The sequence below is a fragment of the Thermomonospora curvata DSM 43183 genome, assembly GCF_000024385.1.
GTDB classification, from domain to species: Bacteria; Actinomycetota; Actinomycetes; order Streptosporangiales; family Streptosporangiaceae; genus Thermomonospora; species Thermomonospora curvata.
Window position 1 is genome coordinate 587,053 of the sequence record NC_013510.1, and the last position, 18,921, is coordinate 605,973.

At 72.2% G+C, this 18,921-nt stretch carries 20 protein-coding genes; 18 read left to right on the forward strand and 2 right to left on the reverse strand.

What is annotated here, in order from left to right; all coding sequences use genetic code 11:
- Window positions 1-144: 144 nt before the first annotated feature.
- From TCUR_RS02565 to TCUR_RS26855, 10 genes are all read left to right on the forward strand, one after another.
- Window positions 145-1,833: a DEAD/DEAH box helicase gene (locus TCUR_RS02565; protein ID WP_012850903.1), complete on the forward strand. Its 1,689-nt coding sequence runs from the start codon at window positions 145-147 to the stop codon at window positions 1,831-1,833.
- Window positions 1,834-1,969: 136 nt separating this feature from the next.
- Window positions 1,970-2,398 carry a hypothetical protein gene (locus TCUR_RS02570; protein ID WP_012850904.1) on the forward strand — a complete coding sequence of 143 codons (429 nt, stop codon included), beginning with the start codon at window positions 1,970-1,972 and terminating at the stop codon, window positions 2,396-2,398.
- Window positions 2,399-2,409: 11 nt separating this feature from the next.
- A complete protein-coding gene (locus TCUR_RS02575; protein ID WP_012850905.1) occupies window positions 2,410-3,438 on the forward strand; it encodes a ferritin family protein in 1,029 nt (342 codons plus the stop codon).
- Window positions 3,435-3,740 carry an MmoB/DmpM family protein gene (locus TCUR_RS02580; protein WP_012850906.1) on the forward strand — a complete coding sequence of 102 codons (306 nt, stop codon included), beginning with the start codon at window positions 3,435-3,437 and terminating at the stop codon, window positions 3,738-3,740. Before TCUR_RS02575 ends, TCUR_RS02580 begins: the two co-directional genes overlap by 4 nt.
- 5 nt (window positions 3,741-3,745) lie before the next feature.
- A complete protein-coding gene (locus TCUR_RS02585) occupies window positions 3,746-5,254 on the forward strand; it encodes a YHS domain-containing protein (protein ID WP_012850907.1) in 1,509 nt (502 codons plus the stop codon).
- Between the two features lie 3 nt (window positions 5,255-5,257).
- Window positions 5,258-5,581 carry a phenol hydroxylase subunit P4 gene (locus TCUR_RS02590; protein ID WP_012850908.1) on the forward strand — a complete coding sequence of 108 codons (324 nt, stop codon included), beginning with the start codon at window positions 5,258-5,260 and terminating at the stop codon, window positions 5,579-5,581.
- Between the two features lies 1 nt (window position 5,582).
- Window positions 5,583-5,930 (forward strand): 2Fe-2S iron-sulfur cluster-binding protein, encoded by a 348-nt coding sequence (locus tag TCUR_RS02595; protein WP_012850909.1) that lies wholly within the window; start codon window positions 5,583-5,585, stop codon window positions 5,928-5,930.
- On the forward strand, window positions 5,930-6,844 hold the full coding sequence (locus TCUR_RS02600; protein WP_012850910.1) for a catechol 2,3-dioxygenase: 915 nt from the start codon (window positions 5,930-5,932) through the stop codon (window positions 6,842-6,844). Before TCUR_RS02595 ends, TCUR_RS02600 begins: the two co-directional genes overlap by 1 nt.
- Before the next feature lie 132 nt (window positions 6,845-6,976).
- Entirely contained in the window at window positions 6,977-8,035 is a 1,059-nt protein-coding gene (locus TCUR_RS02605) for an NADH:ubiquinone reductase (Na(+)-transporting) subunit F (protein WP_012850911.1), read from the forward strand.
- Window positions 8,032-8,862, forward strand: a complete 831-nt coding sequence (locus tag TCUR_RS26855; protein WP_169312966.1) for an alpha/beta fold hydrolase — start codon at window positions 8,032-8,034, stop codon at window positions 8,860-8,862. The genes TCUR_RS02605 and TCUR_RS26855 overlap by 4 nt, the downstream gene beginning before the upstream one ends.
- A gap of 49 nt (window positions 8,863-8,911) precedes the next feature.
- Here TCUR_RS26855 and TCUR_RS02615 read toward each other — a convergent pair whose 3' ends face one another.
- Window positions 8,912-9,673: an IclR family transcriptional regulator gene (locus TCUR_RS02615; RefSeq protein ID WP_012850913.1), complete on the reverse strand. Its 762-nt coding sequence runs from the start codon at window positions 9,671-9,673 to the stop codon at window positions 8,912-8,914.
- Window positions 9,674-9,767: 94 nt separating this feature from the next.
- On the opposite strand from TCUR_RS02615, the gene TCUR_RS02620 reads away from it, so the two are divergent.
- From TCUR_RS02620 to TCUR_RS02655, 8 genes are all read left to right on the forward strand, one after another.
- On the forward strand, window positions 9,768-10,568 hold the full coding sequence (locus tag TCUR_RS02620) for an IclR family transcriptional regulator (protein ID WP_148232904.1): 801 nt from the start codon (window positions 9,768-9,770) through the stop codon (window positions 10,566-10,568).
- A 108-nt stretch (window positions 10,569-10,676) separates the two neighbouring features.
- A complete protein-coding gene (locus TCUR_RS02625; RefSeq protein ID WP_012850915.1) occupies window positions 10,677-11,480 on the forward strand; it encodes a 2-keto-4-pentenoate hydratase in 804 nt (267 codons plus the stop codon).
- On the forward strand, window positions 11,480-12,391 hold the full coding sequence (locus TCUR_RS02630) for an acetaldehyde dehydrogenase (acetylating) (RefSeq protein WP_012850916.1): 912 nt from the start codon (window positions 11,480-11,482) through the stop codon (window positions 12,389-12,391). Before TCUR_RS02625 ends, TCUR_RS02630 begins: the two co-directional genes overlap by 1 nt.
- A gap of 20 nt (window positions 12,392-12,411) precedes the next feature.
- Entirely contained in the window at window positions 12,412-13,479 is a 1,068-nt protein-coding gene (dmpG, locus tag TCUR_RS02635) for a 4-hydroxy-2-oxovalerate aldolase (protein WP_012850917.1), read from the forward strand.
- The gene (locus tag TCUR_RS02640) at window positions 13,476-14,258 is read left to right on the forward strand and encodes a 2-keto-4-pentenoate hydratase (RefSeq protein WP_012850918.1); all 783 of its coding nucleotides are present in this window, start codon (window positions 13,476-13,478) and stop codon (window positions 14,256-14,258) included. Before dmpG ends, TCUR_RS02640 begins: the two co-directional genes overlap by 4 nt.
- A gap of 1 nt (window position 14,259) precedes the next feature.
- Window positions 14,260-14,493, forward strand: coding sequence for a tautomerase family protein (locus TCUR_RS02645; RefSeq protein WP_012850919.1), 234 nt, complete (start codon window positions 14,260-14,262; stop codon window positions 14,491-14,493).
- A gap of 3 nt (window positions 14,494-14,496) precedes the next feature.
- Window positions 14,497-15,933 carry an aldehyde dehydrogenase gene (locus TCUR_RS02650; protein WP_012850920.1) on the forward strand — a complete coding sequence of 479 codons (1,437 nt, stop codon included), beginning with the start codon at window positions 14,497-14,499 and terminating at the stop codon, window positions 15,931-15,933.
- A gap of 73 nt (window positions 15,934-16,006) precedes the next feature.
- The gene (locus TCUR_RS02655) at window positions 16,007-17,683 is read left to right on the forward strand and encodes a PEP-utilizing enzyme (RefSeq protein WP_012850921.1); all 1,677 of its coding nucleotides are present in this window, start codon (window positions 16,007-16,009) and stop codon (window positions 17,681-17,683) included.
- 25 nt (window positions 17,684-17,708) lie between these two features.
- Here TCUR_RS02655 and TCUR_RS02660 read toward each other — a convergent pair whose 3' ends face one another.
- Complete coding sequence (locus tag TCUR_RS02660) at window positions 17,709-18,863, reverse strand: acyl-CoA dehydrogenase family protein (RefSeq protein WP_012850922.1); 1,155 nt, start codon at window positions 18,861-18,863, stop codon at window positions 17,709-17,711.
- Window positions 18,864-18,921 lie beyond the last annotated feature (58 nt).

Here is an 18,921-nt window from a genome sequence, read left to right on the forward strand (position 1 = left end):
CTCGCGGTCACCGAAGCGGCGCAGGCCGGAGAAAATGTGACATGCCTGCGAGGCAGGTCCGCACGCCGGGCCTGCCTCGCGGCTTTTCCCCCGAGCAGGTGGGAAGCGGCGCCTTGGCGGATGCGAGGCTGGACGAGGAGTTCAATGACCATCACGACGACCGGCGAGACCACCGGTTTCGCCGATCTGCAGTTGCGGCCCGAGCTGCTGACGGCGCTGGCGGGCCTGGGATACGAAGAGCCCACCCCCATCCAGCGCGAGGCGATCCCGCACCTGCTGGCCGGGCGCGACCTGCTCGGCCAGGCCGCCACCGGCACCGGCAAGACGGCCGCCTTCGCACTGCCGATCCTGCACCGCACCCCCCGGCCCGCTGACGAACCCGACCCCGGCGCGCTGGTCCTCGTCCCCACCCGCGAGCTGGCCGTGCAGGTCGCCGACGCCTTCCACCGCTACGGACGCGAAATGGGCGTGCGGGTGCTGCCGGTCTACGGCGGCGCCCCCATCGGACGGCAGATCCAGGTGCTCAAGCGCGGCGTGGACGTGGTGGTCGCCACCCCCGGACGGGCCCTGGACCTCATCGACCGCGACGTGCTGCGCCTGGCGCGGCTGCGCACCGTGGTGCTGGACGAGGCCGACGAGATGCTCGACATGGGCTTCGCCGAGGACATCGAGGCCATCCTCGCCCAGACCCCGCCCCAGCGGCAGACGGTGCTGTTCTCGGCCACCGTCCCGCCCCGCATCGACGGCATCGCCCGCCGCCACCTGCGCGAGCCCGTCCGCATCGAGATAGCGCGCCCCGAACGCGAGGTCGGCCGGCCCCCGCTGGTGCGCCAGCGCGCCTACGTGGTGGACCGCGCCCACAAGCCCGCCGCCCTCGGCCGGCTGCTGGACGTGGAGGCCCCCACCGCCGCCATCGTCTTCTGCCGCACCCGCGACCAGGTCGATGAGCTGACCGAGATGCTCAACGGCCGCGGCTACCGCGCCGAGGCCCTGCACGGCGGGATGAGCCAGGACCAGCGCGACCGGGTCATGGGCCGGCTGCGCGCCGGGACCGCCGAACTGCTCATCGCCACCGACGTGGCCGCCCGCGGCATCGACGTCGAACACCTGACCCACGTGGTCAACTACCACGTCCCCTCCGACCCGGACTCCTACGTGCACCGCATCGGCCGGGTCGGCCGGGCCGGACGCGAGGGCGTGGCCTTCACGCTGGCCGAGCCCCGCGAGCACCGCATGCTCAAGTCGATCGAACGCGCCACCGGCCACAAGATCACCATCGAGAAGATCCCCACCGTCGCCGACCTGCGCGCCCGCCGCCTGGAACTGACCCGCGCCGCGCTGCGCGAGAGCCTGCTGACCGACGACCTGGAGCCCTACCGGGTCGTGGTGGAGACCCTCAGCGACGAGTTCGACGTCATGGAGGTCGCCATGGCCGCCGTCAAGCTGGCCCAGGAAGCCGGCGGCGCGGCCGGTGACGAGGAGGAGATCCCCGAGGTCGCCCACCGCCCGCCCCGGGAGGGCCGCGACGGCGGCCCGCGCCGCGAGCGGCGCGCGGCGGGCCCGCCGCCGGAGGGCATGACCCGGCTGTTTCTGGGCGTCGGCCGGCGCGCCGGGGTCCGCCCGCAGGATCTGGTCGGCGCGATCGCCGGCGAGTCCAGCCTGCGCGGCCGCGACATCGGCGCCATCGAGATCGCCGACCGCTTCTCCCTGGTGGAGGTCCCCGAGCACGCCGCCGACGAGGTCATCGACGCGCTGCGCCGCACCACCATCAAGGGCCGCAAGACCATCGTCCGCCGCGAACGGCAGAACCCAGGTCAGCGCAGGCCCCGGTAGCGGGGTTCTCCCCGCGGGCCGCCCGGCGGCCCGCGGGGCCATGCTCCCGGCGGCGTTCCGATACCTTCGCGCCGCCGGTGTTCCGCAGTGAGGAACGGTTGCGGACACGGCCGAACCTGGACGTGATCGTGTTCACATGACGCCGTTCATGGTCGCGGTCGCGCAGACGTGCCAGGCCCCCGACGAGGCCGGCCGTCCCCGCACCGTACCCAGTGAGCCCCGCTCCGTCAGCGTGGGAACCGAACGTCAGGTCGCCGTGCGCTCCCTGGCCGAGCAACTGGTCTGCGAGGCCAACGCCGTGCTGGCCGACTTCGGCGAGCACATCGTCCTGGAGGACGACACCGGCGCCGGAGTCCTGGGGTTCGTGCTGAGCATCCGGGATCGCCGGGCGCAGGTGCGCACCACTTATGCCGACGGGGTCGCACGGGCCCGGCTGCACTGGTCCGTCCCCGGAGAGGCCGAGCAGGCCGGCCCGGCCATCGAGCTGGCCGGGCCCGATGACGTCGCAGACCTCATCCTGCGCCTGCTGGCGGGCGTGGCCGGACCGGACGCGCGCCACCCCTAAGGAGGTATCGAGTGCAGTATGAACTGCGGACCCAGGTGATCGAACCGGTCCGAGCGACCTACACCCCTCTGGTGGAGCGACGCGGCGACCGGCCCGCCTCCCGCTACGAGGAGGGCACGGTCGATCTGCAGGCGACCGAGCACTTCCACTACCGGCCGCTGTGGGACCCCGCCCACGAGCTGTACGACCCGGGCTACTCGGTGCTCAAGCTCACCGACCCCTACTCCTTCGCCGACCCCCGGCAGTACTACTACGCGCCCTACGTCACCGCCCGGGCCCAGATGTTCGACGCCTTCAGCCGCACCCTCGACTACATCGACGACCACGGGCTGTTCGGCCGGATGGCGCAGGAGTGGCGGGACCTGATGATCGCGGCGCTGCTGCCGATACGGCACTACGAGGGCGGGGCCCAGCTGATCTCCGCCGAGGGCGCCCGCTTCGCCTACGGCACCAGCGTGGAGCAGTGCCTGTCGTACGCCGCCTTCGACCGGATCGGCAACGCCCAGATGCTCAGCCGCGTCGGGCTGGCGCTCGGCGAGGGGGACACCGGCCCGCTGACCGAGGCCCGCCAAAGCTGGCTGGAGCGGGCCGAGCTGCAGCCGCTGCGCCGCTACGTGGAAGAGCTGCTGGTGGAGCGGGACTGGGCGGTCAGCGCGTTCGCCCTGGACCTGGCCGACCGGCTGCTGTACCCGCTGCTGTACCGGCACCTGGACAACGCCGCACTGGCCGCCGGGCAGAGCGCGCTGAGCCTGGTGGCCCAGCACCTGCACGCCTGGTTCACCGATCACCGCAAGTGGGTGGACGCCCTGGTGGCCGCCTGGACCGGCGACAGCGAACACGGCGCCGCCAACACCGAGGCGCTGGCCGCCATCGTCCGTCGCCGCCTGCCGCAGGCGGTGTCGGCCGTGGCGAACCTGGCCGCCGCCGCCGACGCGGCCGTCGACACCGGCGCCCGGGCCGCCGCCGAGGAACAGGCCGAGCGGCTGCGCGCGGACCTGGCCGCCGCCGGCATCCCCACCCAGCACAAGGAGCAGGCATGACCGGCACCGCCCCCGCCACCGGACGGCCCCGCACCGTGGGGGTCGACCTGCAGCAAAACAACGAGGAGACCCGCTACGTCGTCGAGGCGATCGCAAAGGACAACCCCGACGCCACCATCCGGCACCTGCCGGGCCTGATCAAGATCCAGACCCCCGGGACGCTGGTGATCCGCAGAGAGACGGTCGAGGAGCTGCTCGGCCGGCCCTGGGAGACCCACGAGTTCCAGCTGTCGATCGTCTCCTACTACGGCCATGTGGACGAGTGGGACGACGACCAGATCGTCATCAAGTGGAGCCACTGAGGACCATGGCGAAACGACTTCCGCTCAAGCAGCGCTATGCGGCGCTGACCCGCGACGTGCACTGGGAGCCCACCTACGTCCCCGCCGAGGAGGTCTTCCCCTACACCCGGTTCGAGGGCATCAAGATCCACGACTGGTCGCAGTGGGAGGACCCGTTCCGCCTCACCGTGGACGCCTACCACAAGTACCAGGCGGAAAAGGACCGGCGGCTGTATGCGGTGCTGGACGGCTTCGCCCAGAGCCAGGGCCACCTGAGCCTGTCGGACGCCCGCTACCTGAACTCGATGAAGCTCTTCCTGCAGGGCGTGACCCCGCTGGAGTACCAGGCGCACCGGCACTTCGCCTTCCTGGCCCGCTACCTGGACGGGGCAGGTCCCCGGTTCGCCGCCCTGTGCCAGAGCATCGACGAGCTGCGGCACGCGCAGACCCAGATCCACACGCTGTCGGGCTACAACCGGTACTACTCCGGTTTCCACAGCTTCGCCAAGATGCACGACCGGGTCTGGTACCTGTCGGTGCCCAAGTCGTTCTTTGACGACGCGCTGTCGGCCGGCCCGTTCGAATTCCTCATCGCGATCTCCTTCAGCTTCGAGTACCTGCTGACCAACCTGCTGTTCGTGCCGTTCATGAGCGGCGCCAGCTTCAACGGCGACCTGCCCTCGATGACCTTCGGCTTCTCGGCGCAAAGCGATGAGAGCCGGCACATGACGCTGGGCCTGGAGGCCATCAAGTTCCTGCTGGAGCAGGACGAGGGCAACGTGCCGATCATCCAGGACTGGATCGACAAGTGGTTCTGGCGGGGGTACCGGCTGGCCTCGCTGGTCGCCGCGATGATGGACTACATGCTCCCCCGGAAGGTGATGAGCTGGAAGGAGGCCTTCGAGCTCTACTTCGAGGAGCAGATGCTCGGCGGGCTCTTCCCCGACCTGGCCTACTACGGGATCCAGCCGCCCCGGCACGTCGGGCAGGCCGTGGAGGAAAAGGAGCTCATCTCCCACCAGGTCTACTGGGTGCTCTACCAGTTCTCCTTCGCCGCCGCCTTCACCACCACCGTGCCCGAGCCGGAAGAGATGCGGTGGCTGTCGGAGCAGTACCCCAAGACCTTCGACCGCTACTACGCCCCGCTGTGGGAGCGGGCCCGCAAGATCCAGCAGGAGGGCGGCCGGTTCTTCTTCCAGGGTCTGCCGCAACTGTGCCAGGTGTGCCAGATCCCGATGACCTTCACCGAGCCGGGCGACCCGACCCGCATCTGCCAGCGGCACAGCATCTACCGCGGGGAGCGCTTCGACTTCTGCTCCGACGGCTGCAAGTGGATCTTCGACCGGGAGCCGGAGAAGTACGTGCAGGCCTGGCTGCCGGTGCACCAGATCCACCAGGGCAACTGCGGGGGCCCCACCGTGCCGGAGGTGCTGGAGTGGTACGGCATCACCGACGGTGACAACGGCGAGTACCTCGGCTCCCGGGACCACGACAACTGGCTGCGGTGGCACGCCACTGCCGGAGCGAAGGGCTGACAGATGCCGGTACGCGCGATCACCGAGGACTACGACTTCCCCTCCCGTTCCCGGGCCGAGCTGTACGGCGACGACCAGCTCGTCCACGTGCTGTGGCGCGGCAACATGATGTTCTGCTCCGCCGCCTGCTTCCGCGCCCCCAAGGCGATGACCTGGGGAGACTTCCTCACCCAGATGGTGGACCCGTGGGCGTCCTCCGACCCGGACTACCTCCCCGGCTCCCCGCGCAAGTGGGTGCTGGACGGGCGCGAGTTCACCCCCGAGGCCGACCGGACGCTGGCCGAACTCGGCGTGGGACATAAGAGCCTGCTCGAGTTCGAGGTCTGAGATGGCCGAGGTCACCGTACGGCCGGCCGGCATCCGGCTGGCCCTGCGACCCGGAGAGACCATCCTGGCCGGCCTGCACCGGGCGGGCTACACCTACCGGATCGGCTGCCGGCGCGGCGGCTGCGGAATCTGCAAGGCCGAGGTCGTCGACGGCGAGGTGACCCACCGGGGAGCCGTCGCCGACGAGGCCCTGCCGCCCGAGCCGGAATGCCTGACCTGCCGGGCCGTCCCGGTCAGCGACGTGGTCATCCACCTGCCGGACGACGCGCGCCTGCGCTGCGTCGCCCCCCTGCTCGCCGGTATCGCCGGCGTTTCCACCACCCCCCCTTCCACCAAAGGAGAGCGCTGATGGGCGTCATGCGACTGGGCTACGTCCACGCGAAGGTCACCGACCTGGAGGAGGCCAAGGCCCACTACGGAGGGACGCTGGGCATGCGGCTGGTCCACGAGGAGGACGGCCGCGTGTACTACAAGGCGTGGGACGAGTACGACCACCACTCGGTGGTGCTGGAGGCCGGCGGCGTCGGCCTCACCAAGCTCGGCTACAAGGTCGCCCGCTCTGAGGACCTGGAGGACTTCGAGCGCCGCGCCCAGGCGTTCGGCTGCACCACCGAGCGGATGAGCAAAGGGGACAACCTGGCGGTGGGCGACGGCGTACGGATCTTCCTGCCGTCGGAGCACGTGCTGGAGCTGTACGCCGACATCGAGGTCACCGGCACCGAGACCGGCACGGTCAACCCCGACCCGTTCCCCGCCCACCTGGTGGGCGTCGGCGTGCCCCGCATCGACCACGCCCTGCTGACCTGCGAGGACGTGGGGCTGCTGGAGCGGTTCTTCACCGAGTGCCTGGACTTCGGCGTCGCCGAGCGGGCCGTCACCGAGCTGGGCGAGAACGGCAAGACCATCGGCACCTGGATGTTCTGCACCAACACCCCCCACGACATCGCCTTCATCGAGGGGGCCAACGGCAAGCTGCACCACTTCGCCTACTACCTCAATGACTGGAACGACATCCTGCACGCCGGCGACCTGTTCTCGATGAACGACGTGTCGGTGGACATCGGCCCGACCCGGCACGGCATCACCCGGGGCACCACCATCTACTTCTTCGACCCCGCCGGTAACCGCAACGAGGTCTTCTCCGGCGGCTACATCACCTACCCGGACTTCCCGACCATCACCTGGACGGCCGACCAGCTCGGCAAGGGCATCTTCTACATCGACCGCGAGCTCAACGACCGGTTCACCACGGTCGTGACCTGACCCCCCTCCCAGGCGGGGAACAGGGCCGGGCGCCTGCGCAGGCGCCCGGCCGGGCCCCGTCCGGGTCGCCAGGGGACCGCCCGGACGGGGCCGTCCCGCCCTGCACCGCGCCAGGTCACAGAGAGGAGAGCCATGCCGAAGACGCACCGCGTCACCGTCGAACCGGTCGGCCAGGAGCTGGAGTGCCGGGAGGACCAGACGATCCTGGACGCCTGCCTGCGCGCCGGGATCTGGCTGCCGCACGCCTGCACCCACGGCACCTGCGGCACCTGCAAGGCCGAGGTCCTGGAAGGGGAGGTCGATCACGGCGAGGCGTCGGCGTTCGCGCTGATGGACTTCGAACGCGACGAGGGCCGGACCCTGCTGTGCTGCGCCAGACCGCGCTCGGACGTGGTGATCGAGGGCGATGTGGACCTCGAACCCGGCGTCACCACCTACCCGGTGCAGGACTTCACCGGCACCGTCGCGGCCGTGGAGGACTGCGCGCTGGACACCCGCCGGGTGCTGATCGACCTGGATCGGCCCATCGCCTTCAACCCCGGCCAGTACATCTCGCTGCGCCTGCCGGACGGGCGGGGCGACCGCAGCTACTCGATGGCCAACCCGCCCTCTCGGCCCGACCGGATCGAGCTGAACATCCGCCGCACCCCCGGCGGCGCCGCCACCGACGGATGGGTGTTCAAAACCCTGCGCGCCGGAGATCAGGTCGCGCTGTCGGGCCCCTACGGGCGTTTCTTCTGGCGGCCCGAGCGCACCGAACCGGCCGTGCTGATCGCCGGCGGCACCGGGCTCGCCCCGCTCAAGTCGATGATCCGCCATGTGCTCGACAGCGGCGCCGAGCGGAGGATGGTGCTCTTCCACGGCGGCCGCACCCAGGCCCACATGTACGACGTGGAATATCTGCGGGCCTTGGAGGACGAGCACGCCGACCGGTTCCGCTACGTGCCGTGCCTGTCGGAGGAGTCGGCCCCCGGCTACCGGCACGGCCTGGTCACCGACGTCATGGCGGCCGACACCGACACCTACCGGGGGCATGTGGCCTATGTGTGCGGGCCGCCGCCGATGGTGGAGGCGGCGATCAAGACCTTGATGTCCAAGCGCCTGTTCCCTCGCGACATCTACCGCGAGGACTTCTACGACACCGCGGACAAGGCGGGACGCGGGGTGCGCAGCCCGCTGATGAGGAGGTGACGGCGGTGGAGGAGCCGGAGATCGGCCGGACGGTCGTGGCGAACGGGATCCGCACCAATTATCTGGAGGCCGGCTCGGGCGAACCGGTGATCCTCATCCACGGTTCCGGTCCCGGCGTCACCGCCTACGCCAACTGGCGTCTCACCCTGCCCGCCCTCGGCGCCCGGCTGCGCGCGCTGGCCCCCGACATGGTCGGGTTCGGCCACACCGAGCGCCCGCCCGGGCAGCGCTACGGCGTGGAGGTGTGGGCCGACCAGATCCTCGGGTTCATGGACGCGCTGTCCCTGCCGAGGGCCTCGCTGGTGGGCAACAGCTTCGGCGGGGCCATCGCGCTGCGCGTGGCCGCCCGCCACCCCGACCGGGTGCACCGCCTGGTGTTGATGGGCAGCGCCGGGGTGCCCTTCCCCATCACGCCGGGACTGGACGCGGTGTGGGGGTATGAGCCCTCGCTGGAGGCCATGCGCCGGCTGCTGGACATCTTCGCCTACTCGCGTGAGCTGGTCACCGACGAGCTGGCCGAGGTCCGCTACCGGGCCAGCATCCGGCCGGGGTTCCAGGAGTCCTTCCGCGCGATGTTCCCGGCCCCCCGCCAGCGCTGGGTGGACGCTCTGGTCACCCCGGAAGAGGAGTTGAAGGCGCTGCCGCACCGCACCCTGCTGGTGCACGGCCGCGACGACCGGGTGATCCCGCTGGAGACCTCGCTGCGGCTGCTGCACCTGATCGAGGACTCCCGGCTGCATGTGTTCGGACGCTGCGGCCACTGGACGCAGATCGAGCACGCCGCCGAGTTCAACCGGCTGGTGCTGGAGTTTTTGACCGATGACTGAGGCGGGCCGTCACCGGCTCGCTCGGTGAGATAGGGCCGTAGGGAGGGGCTCAGCGCGACTCCCGCAGCTTGCGGGACAGCGCCAGGGCGGCGGTGCGCACCGCCGGGGCCACCCGGTCCAGGTTCATCCGGGCGCTCCACCCCGAGATCGACAGCGCGCCCGCCACCGTCCCGTCCGGGCCGAAGACGGGGCAGGCGGCGCACACCACCCCGTCGGCGGACTCCTCGCGGTCGAAGGCGCAGCCCTGCTGCCGGATGGTCTCCAGTTCCTGGCGCAGCAGGCCGGGCTGCACGATGGTGCGGCGGGTCAGCCGGCGCAGCCCGGCGGCGATCACCGCGTCCGTCACCTCCGGCGGCGAGAACGCCAGCGCCGCCTTGCCGACCCCGGTGGCGTGGGCGGGCAGCCGCCCGCCCACCCGGGACGGCGGTGCGGGGGCGTCCGGGCTGCGCAGGATCTCCAGGTAGACCATCTCGGTGCCGTCCAGCACGGCCAGGTGCACGATCTGGCGGGTGGCCTCGCGCAGGTCCTCCATGAACGGCAGCGCCGCCGAGCGCAAATCCCGCTGCCGCGGCACCCGCTGCCCCAGCTCGAACAACCGCAGGCCCAGCCGCAGGCCCGTGCCCGACCGTTCCAGCAGGCCGCTGCGCACCAGCTCCCGGGTCAGCCGGTACACGGTGGACTTGGCCAGCCCGGTGCGGCGGGCCAACTCCGACACGCCCAGCACGTCATCGCCCGGGCCGAAGGCCGACAGCAGCGCGGCCGCCCGGGCGATGACGGTCGGCGCGGCTTCGTTCCGCTGAGCGGCACACATGGCTTGTATGGTGGCCGGATTGCGGGTGAATGTCTATGGCGTTACGGCCGGGTGAAATGGGTGATAGAGCCCAGCACAGCGAGAGGTGGCGCCCATGATCAGGGCGGATGCTTCACACAGCGGGTCGGTACGGCCGGCGGGCCGGGACGGGGTGGACGGCGGGCTGCGATCGGTGCTGCGGGCCCTGGACCTGCTGGACTGCTTCCTCACCGAAGACGAGCTGGGAGTGGCCGACATCGCGCGCCGGCTGGGGGTGGCCAAATCCACCGCGCACCGGCTGCTGACCACCCTGTGCGCCCGCGGCTTCGCCGAACAGAACCCGCAGACCGGGCACTACCGGCTCGGCTTCCACCTCTATGAGCTGGGCCAGCTGGCGGTCAGCCGCACCGATCTGCACCAGGCCGCGCTGCCGCTGCTGGAGGAGCTGCGCGAGCGCACCGGCTGCACCATCCACCTGGCCGTGCCCGACGGGCCGGAGATCATCTACCTGGAACGGCTGCACAGCCTGCGGGGCATGCGGCTGTTCCACGGGGTCAGCCGCCGGCTGCCGGCGCACTGCACCAGCTCCGGCAAGGTGATCGCGGCCTTCGACCCGGCGGTGGCCCGCGCCCGCGCCGCCGCCGGATTCACCCGCCTGACCAGCCGCTCCATCCCGGACGCGGCGCGTTTCGACCGGGAGCTGGCCAAGGTGCGCCGGGTCGGGTACGCGGTCAACAGCGATGAGGCCAAGCACGGGCTGACCTCGGTGGCGGCCCCGGTGCGCGACCACACCGGGCGGGCCCGCGCGGCGATCTCGCTGGTCGGGCCGACCGCCGAGGTGCTCGGCTCGGTGGAGCGGCACGCCCGCCTGGCCGGCGCCGCCGCGCACCGGCTCTCCCGCATCCTGTGCCTGTGATCGTTCCGGAGTACGGAACGAATCCGCCGCAGCCCCCTCCCGCTTCCTAGCGTCTGCGGAGGGCGGGGAACACGCCCGTCCGGACCCCGGGAGCAGGGGAGGTGAGGGATGGACGCGACGACGCGGCGGCTGGTGGCCGAGGAACTGCTGACGGCCTACCGGACCGGTGTCCCGGTCGAGCCGCCGACGGAGAAGTTCCCCGACATGACCGTGCAGGACGCCTACGCCGTCCAGTTGCTTCAGGTGGAGCGGTGGCGGGCGGACGGCGCCCGCGTCAAGGGGCACAAGGTGGGGCTGTCGTCGGCGGCGATGCAGCGTCAGCTGGGCGTCGATCAGCCCGACTACGGCCACCTGATGGACTCGATGTTCCTGCTGGAGGGCACGCCGATCCCGGCCGGGCGGTTCCTGCAGCCCAAGGTGGAGCCGGAGGTGGCGTTCGTGCTGCGGGCGCCGCTGGCCGGCCCCGGCGTGACCGTCGCGGAGGCCGCCGCCGCGGTGGACTTCGTGCTGCCCGCGCTGGAGATCATCGACTCCCGCGTCCGCGACTGGCGGATCGCCCTGCCCGACACCATCGCCGACAACGCCTCCTCGGGCGGGGTGGTGCTCGGCGGGCGTCCCGTCCGGCTGGAGGAGCTGGACCTGCGGCTGGTGGGCTGCGTGCTGCAGCGCAACGGCGAAGTGGCGGCCACCGGGGCGGGCGGCGCGGTGCTGGGCTCGCCGCTGAACGCCCTGGTGTGGCTGGCCAACACGGTCGGCCCGCTGGGAGTGGTGCTGGAGGCCGGCCATGTGGTGCTGCCCGGCTCGGTGACCCCGGCGATCGAGGTGCGTCCCGGGCAGACCGTCACCGCCTCCTTCGGGTGCGGGCTGGGCAAGGTCACGGCGGTGTTCGCGGACGCGGAAGGGGAGCGGTGATGGGCAAGGCCGTGGCGGCGATCGTCGGCCCCGGGAACATCGGCACCGACCTGCTGATCAAGCTGCAGCGCAGCGAGCACATCGAGGTGCGCTACATGGTCGGGGTGGACCCGGCCTCAGAAGGCCTGGCCCGCGCCCGGAAACTGGGCGTGGAGGCCTCCGCCGAAGGCGTGGACTGGCTGCTTGAGCAGGACGAACTGCCCGACCTGGTGTTCGAGGCGACCTCGGCCAAGGCGCACCTGGCCAACGCCCCCCGCTACGCCGAGGCCGGGATCACCGCGATCGACCTGACCCCCGCGGCGGTCGGCCCGCTGGTGTGCCCGCCGGTGAACCTCACCGAGCACCTGGACGCCCCCAACGTCAACATGATCACCTGCGGTGGGCAGGCCACCATCCCGATCGTGCACGCGGTCTCCCGGGTGGTCCCGGTGGCCTACGCCGAGATCGTGGCGGCGATCGCCTCCCGGTCGGCCGGGCCGGGCACCCGCGCCAACATCGACGAGTTCACCGAGACCACCGCCGCCGCCATCGAGCAGGTGGGCGGGGCCGCCCGCGGCAAGGCGATCATCATCCTCAACCCGGTGGAACCACCGATGATCATGCGGGACACGGTGTACTGCGCCATCCCGCCCGACGCCGACACCGACGCGATCACCGCCTCCATCGAGGAGATGGTGGCCGAGGTGGCCCGGTACGTGCCCGGCTACACCCTGCGCACCGAACCCCAGTACGACCAGCCCCGCGACATCTGGAAGGGCATGGCCCGGGTCGCGGTGTTCCTGGAGGTGCGGGGCAACGGCGACTACCTGCCGCCATGGGCAGGCAACCTCGACATCATGACCGCCGCCGCCGCCCGGGTGGGCGAACTGCTCGCGCAGGCTCCGCGGCCGACCCGGGCGGGTGCGCGATGACCGGCCGGAGGGAAACCGACATGACAGACCAGGACGGCGCCACCGCCGCCCCCCGAGTGCGCATCACCGACTCCACCCTGCGGGACGGCTCGCACGCGATGGCCCACCAGTTCACCGAGGAACAGGTGCGCGCCACCGTGCACGCCCTCGACGCCGCCGGGGTGGAGGTGATCGAGGTCTCCCACGGCGACGGGCTGGGCGGCTCGTCCTTCAACTACGGCTTCTCCGCCGTCGATGAGATCGACCTGGTCGCGGCGGCGGTGGACGAGGCCGTCAACGCCAAGATCGCGGTGCTGTTGCTGCCGGGCGTGGGCACCGTGCGGGACCTGAAGCGGGCCCACGACGCGGGCGCCTCGGTGGCCCGGATCGCCACCCACTGCACCGAGGCCGACGTGTCCTGCCAGCACTTCGCCGCCGCCCGGGAGCTGGGCATGGAGACCGTCGGGTTCCTGATGCTGGCCCACCGCATCGGCCCCGAGGAGCTGGCCCGGCAGGCGCGCATCATGGTGGACGCCGGAGCGCAGTGCGTCTACGTGGTGGACTCCGCCGGGGCGCTGGTGCTCTCGGACGTCCAGGCCCGAGTGCAGGCCCTGGTGCGGGAGATCGGCCATGAGGCGCAGGTCGGCTTCCACGGCCACCAGAACCTGTCGCTGGGCGTCGCCAACTCCGTGCTGGCCTACCAGAACGGCGCCCGCCAGATCGACGGCGCGCTGTGCGCGCTGGGCGCCGGGGCGGGCAACAGCCCCACCGAGATCCTGGCCGCCACCTTCGAACGGCTGAACATCGAGACCGGGGTGAACGTGCAGGCCGCGCTGGCCGCCGCCGAGGAGGTCGTCCGCCCCTACCTGCCGCGGCTGCCGTGGGCCGACCGCGCCGCGATCGTGCAGGGGTACGCCGGGGTCTACTCCAGCTTCCTGCTGCACGCCGAACGGGCCGCCGAGCGCTACGGGGTGCCCGCCCACGAAATCCTGCAGCGGGTCGGCGAGGCCGGCTATGTCGGCGGCCAAGAAGACATGATCATCGACATCGCGGTGCAGTTGGCCGAGGAGCGCCACGGCCGCCCGGCACCGGCGGGAGGCCGGCGATGAGCGGCTGGGACGTGTACCGGGCCGCCGAGGAACTGCTGGCGGCCGAACGCCAGCGCCGCGACCGCGGCCCGATCACCGAGCAGTGGCCCGAGCTGGATCTGGCCACCGCCTACCGGGTGCAGGACGAACTGGTGCACCGCAAGGTGGCCGCGGGCGAACGCATCGTGGGCGTCAAACTGGGGCTGACCTCGCGCGCCAAGCAGCGCCGCATGGGCGTGCACTCCCCGCTCACCGCCTGGCTCACCGACGCCATGGTGCTGCCCGCCGGGGAGCCGGTGCCGCTGGGAGAGCTGATCCACCCCCGCGTCGAACCGGAGATCGTCTTCGTGCTGGGCGAGCGGCTGGCCGGCCCCGGGGTGACCGCGGCCTCGGCGCTGGCGGCGGTGCGTTCGGTGCACGCCGGGCTGGAGATCATCGACAGCCGCTACACCGACTTCCGTTTCACCCTGCCCGACGTGGTCGCCGACAACGCCTCCTCGGCCCGGCTGGTGGTCGGCGGACGCGCACTGGCCCCCGGCGAGCTGGACCTGGCCTTGGAGGCGTGCCTGCTGGAGGTGGACGGCCAGGTGGTCGACAGCGCCACCGGCGCCGCCGTGCAGGGGCACCCGGCCGAGGCCCTGGCGCTGGCCGCCAACTCGCTGGCCGAACGCGGCCTGGCCCTGGAGGCCGGCTGGCTGGTGCTCACCGGCGGGATGACCGACGCCGTCCCGCTCGGCCCGGGCACCTGCGTCAGCGGGCACTTCACCCACCTCGGCTCGGTCTCCGTGCAGGGGGGCTGAGATGCCGCTGGTGGAGATCACGCTGGTGGAAGGCCGCCCTCCCGAACGCATCCGGGAGCTGATCCACCGGGTGCACGAGGCGGTCCGCACCAGCCTGGACGCCCCCTCGCCCAGCATCCGCGTGCTGGTGAGGGAACTGCCGGCCGAGCACTGGGCGGCGGGCGATGTGACCATCGCCGAGCGCCGCGCCGCACAAGGCGATGCACCGCCTGCTCCGCAGGAAAGCGAGGGATGACCGATGGACTTCTACGGACATGTGATCGACGGCGAGGAGGTCCCCTCGGCCGATGGCGCCGAGTTCGACTCCATCGACCCCTACCGGCGGGAGCCGTGGGCGCGGGTGGCGCTGGGTTCGGCCACCGATGTGGACCGGGCGGTCCGGGCGGCGCGGCGGGCCTTCGACGAGGGTCCCTGGCCGCGGATGGGCCTGGCCGAACGGGGCGCCGTGCTGCACCGGCTGGCCGACCTGCTGGAGCGCAACGCCGAGGAGATGGGCCTGAGCGACACCCGCGACATGGGCAAGCCCATCACCCAGTCCCGGGACAACGACGTGTTCCGCTCGGCGGCCAACCTGCGGTTCTTCGCCGACCACGCCCGGCTGTCCACCGCCGAGACGCTGCCGATGGACTCCGGCCACCACGCCTACACCCGGTTCGAACCGGCCGGGGTGGTGGCCGCGATCGCCCCGTGGAACTACCCGCTGATGCTGGCCACCTGGAAGGTCGCCCCGGCGCTGGCCTGGGGCAACACGGTGGTGCTCAAGCCCGCCGAAGACAGCCCCGTCTCGGCGACCAAGCTGGCCCGGCTGGCGCTGGAGGCCGGGATGCCGCCCGGCGTGCTCAACGTGGTGCACGGCCGCGGCCCCGACTCGGCCGGCCAGGCCCTCACCGAGCACCCCGGCATCGACCGCATCACCTTCACCGGCGCCTCCAGCACCGGACGGGTGATCGCCCGGGCGGCCGCGGCCAACCTCGTCCCGGTCAGCCTGGAACTGGGCGGCAAGGGCGCCAATGTGGTCTTCGCCGACGCCGACCTGGCCAACGCGGTGGAGTGGTCGATCAAGGCGGTGTACACCAACACCGGCCAGGTGTGCCTGGCCGGCAGCCGGATCTACGTGCAGCGCCCCATCTACGAGGAGTTCCTGGCCCGCTTCGTGGCCGCCGCCGAGGCGATGGTGATCGGCGACCCGTGCGATGCGGCCACCCAGATCGGCCCGCTGGCCTCCGAGCAGCACTACCGCAAGGTGCGCGGCTATGTGGAGACGGTCGAGTCCGCCGGCGGCAAGATCCTCACCGGTGGCCTCGGCGACGGCTGGACGGTGCGTCCCACCGTCGTGGTGGACATGCCGCAGACCGCCCCGCACTGCACCGAGGAGATCTTCGGTCCGCTGGTGGTGATCAGCCCGTTCGACACCGAGCAGGAGGCCGTCGAACTGGCCAACAACACCCGCTACGGGCTCAACGCCATGGTGTTCACCGAGAACCTGCACCGGGCGCACCGGGTGTCGGCCCGGCTGCGCGCCGGGACGGTCTGGGTGAACTGCTTCTTCATCCGGGACCTGCGGGCCCCGTTCGGCGGCGTCGGCGACTCGGGCGTGGGCCGGGAGGGCGGCTCCTTCAGCCGCGAGTTCTTCACCGAGCCCAAGGCCGTGATCATCGATGTGAAGCGGGACTAGGGCGTTCGCCGGGGTACCGGTCGCAGGGCCGGGCGGATAATGTGCGGTCATCCCGCAGCAGATAGAGGACCGTATGGCCGCAGCACCCCCCGCCGATCGCGCCTCCGTCTTCCCGGCCGGTGAGCCGTGGTATCCGCACGCGCCACGGCCCACCGGTGCGGGACGGCGCGGCGGGGAGCCCCCGGCGGTGCTGCGCCCGGCGGACCTGGAGCGCTCCTGGCACCTGGACTTCCACTATCCGCGCGGAGTCGTCCCGCTGGGCACCGCGCTGGTCGGCGACGTGGTGGCCGGCGCCCAGCGGGCCGCCCGGCGGCTGCGGCTGGCCGAAAGCGGCGGCCTGGCCGTCCGCTTCGCCGGGCCGCACGTCTACGTCGGGTCGGCCCCGGCCGTCGCCGTCCCGGAACGGGAACGTGCCAAGGCCCGCGCCCTGACCCGCCGCTACCCGGCGGTCTTCCCCGGCCGGTGGCGGGCCGCCCGCGCCGCGCTGGAACGGGAACTGGACGCCCTGCGGCGCAGCGACCCGGCCGGGCTTCCCCCCGCCGAGATCGGCGCCTACCTGCGGCGGGCCCGCGCCGTCCACGCCGCCGCCTGGCGGGTGCATTTTGCGTTCATGTACCGCCTGCTGTCGTGCCATGAGATGCTGCGCGCCGAACTGGCCGAGGCCGGGGTCGATGAGCACACCCTGATCGCGGTGCTGCAGAGCGCCGACAACCGGGTGCTGGAGGTCGACCGCAAGCTGCACGCGCTGGCCGCCCGGGCCCGCGCCGACGGCCTGGCCCCGCTGTTCGAACGGGACGACGGCCCGCTGCTGCCCCGCCTGGCGGCCCGGCCGGCCGCCCGGGACTGGCTGGGCGCCTTCACCGGCTTCCTGGCCGAGCACGGGCACCGGGCCGACGCCATGAGCGACCTGACCGTCCCCTCTTGGGAAGAGGACCCCGAGCAGGTGCTGTCGCTGCTGCGCCGGATCATCCTCGGGCGCGTCCCCCCGCCCCGCCCGCCCGGCGCACCCGCGATCCCGCCGGGACTCACCGGGCGGGCGCGCGAGCTGCTCCGGGAGGCGCTGCGCGCCAACGTGGTCTGCTGGAACGAGGACCACAACCTGGTGATCGAGATGCGGGCGCACCTGCCCGTCCGGGCGGGGGCGCTGGCCCTGGCCGCCGCCACCGGCGCGCCCGCCCCCGACGAGGTGCTGTTCCTGTTCCCCGAGGAGGTCGATCAACTGGCCGCCGGTAGCGCGGACTGGGCGGACCTGGCCGAACGCACCGCCGCCCGCCGCGCCTACTACCACCGCTGGCACGCCCTGCGGGCCGGGCTGCCCCGGCTGCTGGGGACGTCCACCGGGCTGCACGACCCGGTGGTCAGCGGCGTGTTCTGCGCCGACCCGCTGCGCGACCGCACCGCGGGCCCGCCCGCGGTGCTGCACGGGCTGGGGGTGTCGGGGGGCGTCGCCCGCGGCCGGGTCCGCCTGGTGCGCTCCCCTGACGGACTGCCCGACCTGCGGCCGGGGGAGGTGCTGGTCTGCGAGGCGACCACCCCGACCTGGACACCGCTGTTCGGGCTGGTGGCCGCGTGCGTCTGCGACACCGGCGGCATGCTCACCCACGCGGCGGTCATCAGCCGCGAGTACGGCATCCCCTGCGTGTGCGACGTCCGCACCGCCACCGCGACGCTGCGCGACGGGGACGAGGTCGAGGTGGACGGCACCCGCGGGACCGTCACGCTGCTGGCCCGCGCGGACCGCTCCCCGTGACGCCCCCGGGCGCCGCGGCGGGGGCTCAGCCGCGGTAGGCGGAGATCCCCGTGATGGCCTGGCCCAGCACCAGCGTGTGGACCTCCTGGGTGCCCTCGTAGGTCAGCACCGACTCCAGGTTGTTCATGTGCCGGATCACCGGGTACTCCAGCGTGATCCCGTTGGCGCCCAGGATCGTGCGCGCCTGGCGGGCCACGTCCAGCGCGGCGCGCACGTTCGCCATCTTGCCGAAGGAGACCTGCTGAGGGGTGAGGGAGCCCTCGTCCTTGAGCCGGCCCAGGTGCAGGGCGGTCAGCCCGGCCTGGCCCAGGGCGATCTCCATCCAGGCCAGCTTCTCCTGGGTGAGCTGGAACGCCCCGATCGGACGGCCGAACTGCTCGCGGGTCTTGGCGTAGGCGACGGCCGCCTCATAGCAGGCCCGGCCCGCCCCGACCGCGCCCCACACGATCCCGTAGCGCGCCTCCGACAGGCAGCTCAGCGGGCCCTTCAGCCCGGTCACCCCGGGCAGCACCGCGTCGGCGGGCAGCCGCACGTCCTCCAGCACCAGCTCGGAGGTCACCGACGCCCGCAGCGACAGCTTCCGGTGAATGTCCCGGGCGGTGAAACCGGGCGTCCCGGCGGGCACCAGGAAACCCCGGATGCCCTCGTCCGTGCGCGCCCACACCACCGCCACATCGGCGACCGACCCGTTGGTGATCCACATCTTGGTGCCGTTGAGCACCCAGTCCGCGCCGTCCCGCCGGGCGTGGGTGCGCATGTCACCGGGGTCGGAGCCGCGGTCGGGCTCGGTCAGCCCGAAACAGCCGATCGCCTCCCCGGCCGCCATCTTCGGCAGCCACTGCTGCTTTTGCTCCTGTGAGCCGTACTTGTGGATCGCCGCCATGGCCAGCGACCCCTGCACCGACACGAAGCTGCGCAGCCCCGAATCGCCGGCCTCCAGCTCCCGGCAGGCCACCCCGTAGGCCACCGCGCTCATTCCCGCGCACCCGTACCCCTTCAGGTGCATCCCCAGCAGCCCCAGCTTGCCCAGCTCGGGCGCCAGCTCCCGGGCGGGGAACGTGCCGGCCTCGAACCAGTCGGCGACATGGGGGAGGACCTTCTCGGCGACCACGGCCCGCACCGTGTCGCGGATCATCCGTTCCTCGTCGGTCAACCGGTTGTCCAGACGCAGCACGTCCATAAGAAGTCCTTCATCTCCGGGGGGCCGATGCGCTCGCCAGGGTACCCGCCGCCCCAGG